Origin of the sequence: Thalassospira lucentensis (assembly GCF_011806425.1) — a bacterium.
Taxonomy (GTDB): domain Bacteria; phylum Pseudomonadota; class Alphaproteobacteria; order Rhodospirillales; family Thalassospiraceae; genus Thalassospira; species Thalassospira lucentensis_B.
Window position 1 is genome coordinate 409,973 of sequence record NZ_JAATOV010000002.1, and the last position, 11,729, is coordinate 421,701.

The following is an 11,729-nucleotide window of genomic DNA, read 5'->3' on the forward strand; positions in this document are numbered from 1 at the left end:
AAAAACAAAAACGCCCGCTGTTTCCAGCGGGCGTCTTCGTATCGGTTCGTCGCGAAATCCGAAAGCGGATTAACGCGAGTAGAATTCGATGACCAGGTTCGGCTGCATCTGAACCGGGTACGGAATTTCTGCAAATTTCGGTACGCGAACGAAGGTGCCTTTGAAGGCTTTCGCATCAACGTCGAGGTATTCCGGAATGTCGCGCTCGTTCAGGGTCGCAGCTTCCATAACCATCGGGATTTCGCGCGAAGCAGGTTTCACTTCGACAACGTCACCTTCTTTAACAAGGTAGGACGGGATGGTTACTTTCTTGCCATTGACAAGAATGTGGCCGTGGTTAACGAACTGACGTGCAGCGAACACGGTCGGAACGAATTTCATGCGGTAGATGATCGCGTCAAGGCGCTGCTCAAGAATACCAACCAGATGCTCAGAGGTATCGCCCGGACGACGCGCTGCTTCTTTGAAGTAACGCAGGAACTGTTTCTCAGAGATAGAACCGTAGTAACCTTTGAGCTGCTGTTTAGCGAACAGCTGGATACCGAAATCGGTCGGTTTCTTACGGCGGGTCGCGCCGTGCATGCCCGGTGCATATTCGCGCTTGTTCAGCGGCGATTTTGCACGGCCCCAAAGGTTCACACCAAGGCGGCGGTCAATCTTATGCTTTGCAGCAATACGTTTCGACATTTGATAACTCTCTTTTTTAAGATCACTTTATTGTCCCGATAGTTTCCAGACATCCACGATGCGTAATCGCCGGATATGCGGAACGGGGACGAAAACACCTTTTTCGACCCGCTTTCTCGGAAGTGAGGCGCAATATAGAGATGATTGACCAAGAGTCAAACACTAATCACCGCCCCGTCGTGGCATAGAAGCCCTGCATTTCTGCCGCTCTTTGGACGATTGGCAGGCCATCCCCACGTACTTGCCGAACCATACTGCCCCGCACGCGGCACATACGGCACCCAAACCACTGCAACACATCAATTTTATACGGCATCGGACTAAGCAAGCCCCGCCGAGTTCTTAGCTTTCCGGCTTGTGCTTTCCACCGCGCATCGCAACGATCATGCCGCGAAGTGTCTGGACTTCCTGATGGGTCAGGTTCGACCGGTTAAAGATATTGCGGATATTGCGCGCCATACCAGGGCGCTTTTCAGCCACTCGGAAGAAACCCGATTCATCAAGTTCGTGTTCAAGATGCTCAAACAGGCGTTCCATATCTTGCTTGGTCGCGGGGAACGTGTCAGCCATCATCAACTGATAGTCAGGCACCTCAACCCCGGCCTGCCACCATTCATAACCAATCAGCAAAACAGCCTGTGCGAGGTTAAGCGACGTAAAGCCGGGATTTAACGGCACGGTCACAACCGCATCGGCCATGGCGATATGCTCATTACGCACCCCCGTGCGTTCCGGGCCGAACAGGACCCCAACCTTCTCACCTTTGCCGACAACAGTGCGCAATTCCGGGGCCAGCCCACGCGGGGTAAAGACCGGCTTGATCGCATCGCGGGTACGCGCTGTTGTGACATAAACCCGGTTCAAATCGGCAATCGCATCTTCGTCGCGCTCAAAGACCTTGGCATTATCAATGACAATGTCCGCACCCGATGCATTGGCAGTTGCGCGCTCGTTGGGCCAGCCATCACGCGGGCGCACCAGCCGCAGGTCGACCAACCCGCAATTCAGCATCGCACGGGCCGCCTTGCCAATATTATCGCCAAGCTGCGGTTCAATCAAAATGATCGCGGGCGGGTTGGCAATGCCAGCTGTTTCGGGGATGCCGCCACTGGGCATCGCGGCACCTGAGGCGTCGCTCATCGCGTGAATTCTCCGGTCTTAGATAAAGGAAGGCCTGCGCAAAAACGCATATCCGGTCAATATTGGCGTTTCTTTAGCAAAAGCCAACCGGCTGCGCCAGCCTCCTTTACTATCCGCCCCGCCGCACCAAAAACAAAACGGCCGGGCCGCCTATGCGCCCGACCGTTTAATTCATGGTAACTGTCTTTGGTCCTGTTTGCCCCGTGTGGCTTAGCCGTGCTGGCTGCGCACGCCGGACTTAAACAGTTTATAGGTGATTGAATCGCGAAGCGCGTTATAGGACGCCTCGATAATGTTGGTCGAAACCCCCACCGTGGCCCAGTTATTGCCTTCTGAGTCACGGCTTTCGATCATGACCCGGGTCACCGCACGCGTGCCATCGCCGCGCGTTATAATCCGCACCTTATAATCGATCAATTCGATCTGCTCGACCGCTTCGCGGTATTCCGGCACCGTCAAAAGAACCTTGCGCAACGCGGCATCAAGGGCGTTGACCGGGCCGTTACCCTCGGCAACCGACATGAACTGATCTTCGCCGACCACAACCTTCACCGTTGCCTCGGACATGGTGATGACCCGCTCATCCTGTGCATCGCCCCAGCGACGCTCATCGATCACACGGAACGATGTCACACGGAAATAACGGTCAAGCTCGCCCATGGCTTTGCGGGCCAACAGTTCAAAGCTGGCCTCTGCCCCGTCATAGGCATAACCATCAAATTCACGCTGCTTAACATTTTCAACCAGTTTGCCGACCGCATCGGATTTCGGATCGACTTCGACCCCGATTTCGCGGAACCGGGCCAAAATGTTTGAACGTCCTGCCTGATCCGACACCAGAATATGGCGCTCATTTCCCACCAGTTCGGGGGTAACATGCTCGTAACAGGCCGGGTTCTTTTCGACCGCCGACACATGCAAACCGCCCTTATGGGCAAAGGCACTGTCCCCGACATAGGCCGCCTGACGCAGCGGCTCACGGTTCAGCCGTTCGTCAAGAATATGCGAAATGCGGCGCAACTGGGTCAGTTGATCTTTTGAAACACCAACATCAAAGCCCATTTTAAGCATCAATGTCGGAATGATCGAAATCAGATTGGCATTGCCGCAACGTTCGCCAAGGCCGTTTAGCGTGCCCTGCACTTGGCGCGCACCGGCGCGGACCGCCGCCAGAGAATTGGCCACCGCATTTTCCGTGTCATTATGGCAATGAATGCCGACATGGCTTCCGGGGATCTGGCTGCAGACATCCGTAACGATGTCAAAAATTTCGTCGGGCAGCGTCCCGCCATTGGTGTCACACAAAACAACCCAACGTGCACCCGCCTCATGCGCCGCCTTAATCGCCGACAGCGCATAATCGCGATTGGCTTTATAGCCATCAAAGAAATGCTCGGCATCGAACATCACTTCCGACACTTTGCTTTTCAGATGCGCAATGGAATCCGCAATCATCGCCAGGTTTTCTTCAAGCGAGATGCCAAGCGCCTCGGTCACCTGAAAATCCCAGCTTTTGCCGACCATGCAAACAATCGGCGCATTCTGCGCAAGGCTCGCAAGGCCCGGATCGTTGGATGCCGAGCGCCCCGCACGGCGGGTCATGCCAAACGCCGTCAGCTTTGAATTTTTCAGTTTTGGTGGATTGGCAAAAAACGCGTCATCGGTCGGGTTGGCACCGGGCCATCCGCCTTCAATATAGTCAATCGACAATTCGTCCAGTGCCTTGGCAATCGCGGTTTTGTCCGCGGCCGAAAAATCCACGCCTTGGGTCTGCTGCCCATCGCGCAAGGTACTGTCATAAAGATAGACGCGCTTGTCTGACATATTCATTCCAATTGATCGGTATTCTTATCGAAATCCAAAGCCATCGACCAAAAGGAAGACGGCTCCGTCAGGGCGACCCAAAACGGACAGGCAAATTGCCGTAAAAGTCCCCATAGCGCAACAGCATTACGCAAATCACATTTATCGGGCGCTTCCCCACCCTTTTTCCGTAAAACCCTTATTCTTTAGGATAGCGAACCTGTCCCCTTGGGCTGTTGCCCCTTCGATTAATCAATGCTTAACTCTACTATACATTGTAAATCGTGCGTTTACCGCTCCACCTATAATGAAAACGACGTGCGATCAAAGGATAAAAGCCATGGCGATCAAAGCAACCACGAGCATCGACATGATGATGCTTGCCGGGTTGACCTGGCAACGATCGGGAACAAACAGCTGGACGGCGTCTGATCGGTTCGCTGATTACAGGATTTTTCGCGACATCGACCAACGATGGTATGGCGAATGGGAACGGGACGGCGAAAAAACCCGTGCGAATTGGTCCTGCCCGATTCTGGAAACCTTTGCCGAATACATGGTTGACCACGCCCGCCGTCAGCCCAGTGAAAACGCGCATTAAACCCACAACTGCGCGCCCGCAACCTCCCGTCTGATCATCCCATTTTGAGACTGGCCTTACGCCCTCCCACGTGCCCGTGGCGGCTTTATCCTTGGTAATTGACGATCTGTTCTTGCGTTTATAGCCACAGCGATTATGTCAGGGGATGTCACACGATTTCATAACGCAAGGCATTTTCATGACTGACACCATCCCTATGCAGATCGACATTGTTTCGGACGTGGTCTGCCCATGGTGCATTATCGGCTATAAAAACCTCGAAGAAGCCGTAGCCCGGCTAGACGGTCAAATCGACGTCACCGTGCGCTGGCACCCTTATGAGCTGAACCCGAATATGGGACCAGAGGGACAAGACCTTTCTGAGCATATCGCGGAAAAATATGGCTTAACCCCGGATCAAAGTGCGGATAACCGCGCGCGCATCACCATGATGGGTGAAAATGTCGATTTTCCGATCCATTTCAGTTCCGACAGCCGCATCTACAACACCTTTGACGCCCACCGCCTGCTGTATTGGGCCGGCAAAGAAGGCGAAAAAGGTCAACAAACTGCATTGATGCTCGTCCTGTTCGCGGCCTATTTCCAAGGTGGCGAAAATCCGGGCGACCATGGCGTTCTGAAACGTGCAGCCGAGGAAGTCGGCCTGTCGCCTGATCGCGCGATGGAAGTCCTGTCGGGTGATGAATTCGCCAAGGAAGTCCGTGCCGAAGAAGAAGAATTTGGTAATGCCGGCATCAGTTCGGTCCCGACCTATGTGGTCAATGGCAAATTCGCCATTTCCGGCGGCCATCCGCCCGAAGTCTTCGAACAGGCACTGAGCGAAATCGCCCGTCAGGGTGATGAAATCCTTGCCGACGATCTGGCAGAAGAATTGGCTGACAATTAAGTCGCGCAACTTTGCTGCACATGGCACGCCCATGTAAAAAAAGCCCCGGTAAATTACCGGGGCTTTTTCGTGTTTGATCACGCGGCCTTTTTGAAGCCAAATAGACGTCGCCTCACGGGAAATAGTCAGCTATTCCCGCTGCACCCCGTCCATCCGCAAATATCTGTCAAACGATAGGCTCAAAACGATCACAGCACCCACGGGCATAGTCTAAAACGACTGCGCCCCATCGCCAACAGGAAGCCACATGCCCGATCTTGCTGACATCAGCCAGTATTTACCCGGTATTTTGCTGTCATACCTTGCCCTTCTTGTTGGCCTCATCAGCCCCGGCCCCGCCCTTTTGGGGCTTATGGGTGTGTCGCTTGATCGCGGGCGATTGGCGGGCCAAAGTTTTGCCTTGAGGATTGATACGGGATCGTTTTCCATCGGCCTTTTGACCCTGACCGGACTTTCGGCTGTGCTGGCGGCCTATGCCGATGCCATGACCGTCATTCGCATCTTTGGTGGGCTTTACTTATTGTGGATGTCCTATAAGGCATTTCGCACTGCCTTTCGCAAACCAGCCCCGGTCAGTGCCAATGATGACGTCCCGCCAAGCGATCCGATCTCGCGCAAAGGGTACTATGTGCGCGGCTTGGCACTTCATCTTACCAACCCAAAGGCCATTCTGACTTGGATCGCGATCATTTCCATTGGCTTTGCCCCGGATGCCCCGATGTGGGTTGGGGCGGCGATTGTTTTGGGCTGCGGGACGATCTCAACCACAATGCATCTGATTTACGCCACCGCCTTTTCCACCGCACCGGCAATCTCGATTTACAGACGGGCTGCTGGATGGATCAACGGCATCCTTGGCGTTTTCTTCGCAACAGTCGGTCTGCGCCTGTTGTTTAATCGATAACGCAATCCGTTAAACACCCTTTAGGTGCTAACAAGATAATTAAGAGCCCAGAGACAGCATCACGACTGATTGGTGTCCTGTGCCTTCTTATCCATCTCTGCCTGATCGGCTTCTTCTTGCTCTGCCTCTGCTTCCGCAGCAGCCTCCGCTTCGGCTTCAGCTTCAGCCTCGGCCTGCTCAGCGGCCCAAACACCGGCTGTTTCCACCGCCATGGCCGAGGTCGTCGGCAAGACGCTGACATAGCTTTCCGTCTCATCCGCAGGAATCGCTTCACGTCGCGTCATGCGATAGAGCGAATAAACGGCGATCGCGCCAAACATGACGCAAAGCACCAACCAAAAGGCAAAAGGTCCGAAATGCTGCATTGCCCAACCTGACGCCAGCGGGCCCAAAATCGCACCAACCCCGAACGTCAAAACCAGCGCACCAGATGCAGCAGGCATTTCTTCAAGCGTCAGGAAATCATTGGTATAGGCCAAAAACAGGGCATAAAGCGGGGTGGTCACCCCACCGGCACAGAATGCTGCCCCCATCAAAAACCACAAACTGTCTTCCGACGCCCAGCCCAGCACACAAAACAGCGCACCAACCGCGGCCGATCCGAAAATCAGTTTGCGGCGATCCATACGATCCGAAAGCCATCCAATCGGATATTGAAACAACAATGCCCCGGCAAACAGCATCCCGACAAACAAAGCAATCTGTGCGGTGCTTAACCCGATCTTGGTGCCAAACACCGCCCCCATGCCTGATTGGGTGGCGTAAACACTGCCCAAAATAAAGATCCCAACGGTACTGAGCGGTGCATTGTTAAACAATTCGCGCATCGGCATCGGGCGGGCGGCCTCAGTCACCGGGACAGTCGCAACCGACAACAAGATCGGCGCAAAAGAAACCGACACCAAAATCGATGCGCCGATAAACAGAACCGATGTACTGGCATCGCCCAAGGTCAAAAGTCCCTGCGCGCCAATAATACCCAGCGTCTGCGCAATCATATAGGCCGAAAGAACCTTGCCGCGTGTTTCATTGGTCGACGCATCATTAAGCCAGCTTTCCGATGTCACATAAATGCCCGACATGCAAAAACCGACCAACACACGAAGGGGCGTCCACGCCCAAGGTTCTGTCAAAAGCGGAAAGGCAATCAGCGCGGCAGACATGAAACTGCCAAGGGCGGCAAAAACGCGCACATGCCCTACCCGCCGGATCATGATCGGGGTAATACGCGCCCCGGATAAGAAACCGACAAAATAGGCCGACGTCACGACCGCCAAGGCCACGGAAGAGAATCCCTCGATCCCGCCACGCACACCAATCAGTGTGGCATGCATGCCATTGCCCAGCATAATCAAAACAACGCCGAGCAATAACGCCCAGACACTGGACAAGACCTGAATCATCGAATGACCTCTCACGCATAACGGATTGCCAATCCGCACGGCGGTGTTGCGACCAACCGCGTGGAATTTCGTCCACCATGCTTGCCATGGATGATTTGATCAACTGATAAAATGTAGGCTACTCTTACGGATCAGTCGGCGGGCTCTGCCAATTCGGCCTCGGTGATTTTGCGCGTTGTCACCCCGTTTTTAAGATCAAGCCAGCAGGAAAACACCGTCAGCCACACCGCAATCAGCGGCAAGACGGCAATCTGTTGGTCCATAACCCAAAGCGTGGCACTGGCAATCAAGCACCAAATAAGCGGCACAGGCACCAAAAGCCACCGCCACGTCCCGCGCGCCATCAACACGAAACCAAGTGTGCCAAGGGCGGTGGGATCGGCCGCACTGCCAAAAATTTCTGCCTGCAAAAGCTCGCGCCCTTCTATCAACCCGACAAACGGATAAATCACAAAGGCAAACGCCAAAAAACCGGCCCCGACCATTGATGAAAAATCGCCTCGCCAGCCAAATCGCAACGGCAAGGGACGCGCGGCAAATAACGCCAGCAGCAGTGCCTCAATCACAAAGCCGGGCAACACATAGGGCACCGCCCAATTGATTGGTTGGTAATATTTCCAAAGAAAGCCGTAACTCACCCACACCCAAATCAGCGACAGTAATACGAGAATGACCCGATTGCCGCGAAAGCCCGGACGCATGACCAAGCCACACGCCACCAACCCGGCAACAAAGGCCGCCGCAACCGCCAACCACCATGTGGTGTTTAAGGTTTCAAACAGGCGGAAATACACCCGGGGTGAAAACAACAGAAAATCGGCAAGACCATAACTCCACCACTCACTCATATCAGCACCCCGATTACAGCCGCGATCTGTTCGCGCATTTTATCATCGGGCAACGGCCCGCTCGCCGCGCGCATATTTTCGGCGGCATGTGCCGGTTTTGTGGTCGCCGGGATCGGGCACGTCACCGCAGGATGGGCAATCAGATATTTCAAAATCAACTGCGCCCAGCTTTCCGCTTTCAATTCGGCGGCAAATTCCGGCAATGCTTTCCCTTCCAGTTTTTGAAGCAAACTACCCCCTTGAAACGGGCGGTTCACAATCACCGCAATCCCGCGATCATATGCCAGGGGCAACAGGTATTCTTCGACGTCGCGATCAATCGGGTTATAGGTCACCTGAACAAAATCAAGCCGTTCGTTTTCCATCACCGCCATAACATCTTCGGTACGCCGCCCATGCGATGTCGTGATCCCGACATACCGCAGCAATCCTTCATCTTTTAGCTTGAATAAAAGCGGCAGGTTTTCATTAATCCCCACCAAATTATGCACCTGTAAAAGATCGAATTTTTTGACGTGCCAGCGTGCTTCCGTCTCGGCCAGCTGTTCCAGCCCATCCCCGGATGTCCAGATTTTATCGGTTGAAAACACCTTATCGCGCGCACCAAGCTTATCAAGGCCATAGCCAATCACTTCTTGGGATGAACCATACATCGGCGAACTGTCGATCATGCGCCCGCCCGCGGCAAAAAAGGCGGACATGACATCTGCACATTGATCGCGCAAATGCGGGTCATTGCCGACATTAAAGGTGATCCAACTGCCCAACCCAATGGCGGGGATTTCTTCGCCGGTGGATGGAATAACCTTGCGCATCACATCGGGTTGTTTTTGCCCAGCTATGGTTTGCGCCCAAAGCGGACCAGCCCCGCCAAGCATTGTAACCACGCCTAACGCACTGAATGCGCAGGCCGATTTTAAAAATGTTCGACGATCAATATCAGACATGGTCCACCCCATTTTACTGCGTGCTTACCCATCATCCACAAGAATTGGGCAGAATTCTGCCGAACCGTAAATTTAATACAACCTAGGATGCATATTCTATACCAAGGCAATGTTCTTACGCTTGATGTCACCGCCCGATAAATAGCGCTTGACCTAAAGTGCACTCTAACAAGTAGCATGGGCAAACTTTGAACGATGCTCTCACAAAGGTGGCAATCATGATGATTGGCGAAGTGGCCGAAAAAAGCGGTTTTGCCGTCCACACCCTGCGCTATTACGAAAAAATTGGCCTGCTGCCACAGCCCGATCGCGACCCTGGCGGCAGACGGTCCTATGACCGCGATATTTTAGTCTGGCTTGAATTTCTGGGCCGGCTAAAGGATTTCGGCATGCCGATCCGCGACCGGGTGCTTTACGCCAAAATGCGCGCCGAAGGCGACCAAACCATCACCGCACGCCGCGCATTACTTTCTACATATCGCGAAGAACTGGCCAATCATATTGCCAGTTTGACCGAAACGCTCGGTGTGCTCGACGACAAAATCGCCATTTACGATCAGGTTGCCACCGCAAAAAATGGATCCCGAAAATGACCAACCAAAAATCTGCCCTTGATGCTGGCCGCGACATTGTTGCGGCGCTTAACCCACCACTTGAAGGCCAGCTGGCCGAAAAATATGACAGCCTGATCCCCGGCTTTGCCGAAAGTCTGGTTGAATGGGGCTATGGCCGTCATTACGCCCGGCCGGGACTTGATGTTAAAACCCGCCAACTGTGCACGATAGCGGCCCTGACTGTGCTTGGCGGTCATACCGCCCCGCAGCTTAAGATCAACATCCAACACAGCTTAGCCGCGGGGGCATCGCGCACCGAAATTGTCGAAGCGATTTGGCAAATGGCGGTCTATGGCGGTCTGCCCGCGGCGATTAACGGCCTGAACGCAGCACAGGAATGTTTCGACGAACTTGATGCTGTGGCCGCGTAACGCCACACCGCACCGGCCCAATCCCTAAAACTTCAAAAGGCCGCAGCATGTGCTGCGGCCTTTTGCGTATCAGATGGATAAACCAGAACGCTTAAACGCGTTTCCAGCTCGTCCCGTCTTTGAAATCTTCCAGCAGGATACCGCGTGCCAAAAGATCATTACGGATCTTGTCAGCTGTTGCGAAATCCTTGTTTTTCTTGGCATCTGCGCGCTGTGCGATCAGATCATCGATCTCGGCGGCTTCGTCTTCGCCGGCACTGCCGGTAAACCATGCTTCCGGATCGGCCTGCAAAATACCCAGCAACTTGGCCGCGGCGATAATTTCGCCTTTGGCTTCGGCGCGGTCATATTTCTTTTCCGCCTTATTGAACCGGGTGACCAAATTGTGGAATTCCGAAATCGCCAACGGCGTATTCAGGTCATCACACAACGCATCCAAAAACGCGCGCGGTACTGGCATATCGACCGGGGTCACATCCGCACTTTGACGAAGGGCGGTATAGAACCGATCAAGCGATTCTTTCGCCTGACGCAGGTTTTCCTCGGTCCAGTTGATCGGCTGGTGATAATGGGTGCCCATCATCGCAAGGCGGATTGCCTCACCCGGCCAGCTTTCCAGCAAGTCATGCACGGTGACGAAATTGCCCAACGACTTGGACATTTTTTCGCCTTCAACCATCAGGTGGCCGTTATGCATCCAATATTTGGCATAGCTTGACCCCTGATTGGCACAGCAGCTTTGCGCCAATTCGTTTTCATGGTGCGGAAAGACAAGGTCCGAACCGCCGCCATGAATGTCGAAATTCTCGCCCAAATAGCGCGTCGACATGGCCGAGCATTCAATATGCCACCCCGGACGCCCACGGCCCCATGGGCTTTCCCAGCCGGGAATGTCGTCTTCGGACGGCTTCCACAGCACGAAATCAGCCGGGTCTTTTTTGTACGGCGCGACTTCAACCCGGGCACCGGCAATCATTTCCTTGCGATCACGGCGCGACAGCTTGCCGTAATCGTCAAACTTTTCGACCGAAAACAGAACATGCCCTTCGGCGGCATAGGCAAAGCCTTGCTCGATCAGGCTTTCGCACATGGCGATCATATCGGCAATATGGTCGGTCGCACGCGGTTCAATATCGGGCTTAGCCGCGTTCAACGCACCCATGTCATCAAGATATGCCTGATGGGTGCGCTTGGTGATGTCCGAAATTGTCTCGCCGCTGTCTTTGGCGCGTGCGTTGATTTTGTCATCAACGTCGGTGACGTTCCGGACATAAGTCACCTTGGGATAAATATGGCGCAGAACCCGCACCAGCGTATCAAAGACGACAACAGGCCGCGCATTTCCGACATGGGCGTAGTCATACACCGTCGGCCCGCAGACGTACAAACGCACGTTGCTGGGATCAATCGGTTCAAAAACCTGCTTTTCGCGGGTCAGCGTATCAAAGATACGAAGGGTATTGTTCATTCTAAATGTCCGTTTGGCTGTGGTGTTGCGTCGCTAACGACATACATCTTCGGGCGA

At 54.0% G+C, this 11,729-nt stretch carries 12 protein-coding genes; 5 read left to right on the forward strand and 7 right to left on the reverse strand.

Going from position 1 to position 11,729, the window contains the following annotated elements; all coding sequences use genetic code 11:
- Window positions 1–69 precede the first annotated feature (69 nt).
- From rpsD to cimA, 3 genes are all read right to left on the reverse strand, one after another.
- The gene (gene rpsD, locus HCZ99_RS07470) at window positions 70–687 is read right to left on the reverse strand and encodes a 30S ribosomal protein S4 (protein ID WP_167446321.1); all 618 of its coding nucleotides are present in this window, start codon (window positions 685–687) and stop codon (window positions 70–72) included.
- A 342-nt stretch (window positions 688–1,029) separates the two neighbouring features.
- Window positions 1,030–1,827 (reverse strand): RNA methyltransferase, encoded by a 798-nt coding sequence (locus tag HCZ99_RS07475; protein WP_167446322.1) that lies wholly within the window; start codon window positions 1,825–1,827, stop codon window positions 1,030–1,032.
- A gap of 210 nt (window positions 1,828–2,037) precedes the next feature.
- The gene (gene cimA / locus HCZ99_RS07480; RefSeq protein WP_167446323.1) at window positions 2,038–3,651 is read right to left on the reverse strand and encodes a citramalate synthase; all 1,614 of its coding nucleotides are present in this window, start codon (window positions 3,649–3,651) and stop codon (window positions 2,038–2,040) included.
- Between the two features lie 319 nt (window positions 3,652–3,970).
- On the opposite strand from cimA, the gene HCZ99_RS07485 reads away from it, so the two are divergent.
- The 3 genes from HCZ99_RS07485 to HCZ99_RS07495 all read left to right on the forward strand — a co-directional run bounded on the left by HCZ99_RS07485 (window position 3,971) and on the right by HCZ99_RS07495 (window position 6,021).
- Entirely contained in the window at window positions 3,971–4,231 is a 261-nt protein-coding gene (locus HCZ99_RS07485) for a hypothetical protein (RefSeq protein WP_167446324.1), read from the forward strand.
- 178 nt (window positions 4,232–4,409) lie between these two features.
- Window positions 4,410–5,117 carry a DsbA family oxidoreductase gene (locus HCZ99_RS07490; RefSeq protein WP_167446325.1) on the forward strand — a complete coding sequence of 236 codons (708 nt, stop codon included), beginning with the start codon at window positions 4,410–4,412 and terminating at the stop codon, window positions 5,115–5,117.
- Window positions 5,118–5,364: 247 nt separating this feature from the next.
- Entirely contained in the window at window positions 5,365–6,021 is a 657-nt protein-coding gene (locus HCZ99_RS07495) for a LysE family translocator (protein ID WP_167446326.1), read from the forward strand.
- Between the two features lie 59 nt (window positions 6,022–6,080).
- On the opposite strand, the gene HCZ99_RS07500 is transcribed toward HCZ99_RS07495, so the two are convergent.
- The 3 genes from HCZ99_RS07500 to HCZ99_RS07510 form a co-directional block, all read right to left on the reverse strand.
- Complete coding sequence (locus tag HCZ99_RS07500; protein WP_167446327.1) at window positions 6,081–7,424, reverse strand: MFS transporter; 1,344 nt, start codon at window positions 7,422–7,424, stop codon at window positions 6,081–6,083.
- Between the two features lie 131 nt (window positions 7,425–7,555).
- The gene (locus tag HCZ99_RS07505; RefSeq protein ID WP_167446328.1) at window positions 7,556–8,272 is read right to left on the reverse strand and encodes a DUF6064 family protein; all 717 of its coding nucleotides are present in this window, start codon (window positions 8,270–8,272) and stop codon (window positions 7,556–7,558) included.
- The gene (locus tag HCZ99_RS07510) at window positions 8,269–9,219 is read right to left on the reverse strand and encodes an aldo/keto reductase (protein ID WP_167446329.1); all 951 of its coding nucleotides are present in this window, start codon (window positions 9,217–9,219) and stop codon (window positions 8,269–8,271) included. The genes HCZ99_RS07505 and HCZ99_RS07510 overlap by 4 nt, the downstream gene beginning before the upstream one ends.
- 218 nt (window positions 9,220–9,437) lie before the next feature.
- Here HCZ99_RS07510 and HCZ99_RS07515 point away from each other — a divergent pair, with 218 nt between their 5' ends.
- Both HCZ99_RS07515 and HCZ99_RS07520 read left to right on the forward strand, forming a co-directional pair.
- Entirely contained in the window at window positions 9,438–9,812 is a 375-nt protein-coding gene (locus HCZ99_RS07515; protein WP_167446330.1) for a MerR family transcriptional regulator, read from the forward strand.
- Entirely contained in the window at window positions 9,809–10,204 is a 396-nt protein-coding gene (locus HCZ99_RS07520) for a carboxymuconolactone decarboxylase family protein (protein ID WP_167446331.1), read from the forward strand. Before HCZ99_RS07515 ends, HCZ99_RS07520 begins: the two co-directional genes overlap by 4 nt.
- Window positions 10,205–10,295: 91 nt before the next feature.
- On the opposite strand, the gene cysS is transcribed toward HCZ99_RS07520, so the two are convergent.
- Window positions 10,296–11,672, reverse strand: a complete 1,377-nt coding sequence (gene cysS / locus HCZ99_RS07525; protein ID WP_167446332.1) for a cysteine--tRNA ligase — start codon at window positions 11,670–11,672, stop codon at window positions 10,296–10,298.
- Window positions 11,673–11,729: the final 57 nt, after the last annotated feature.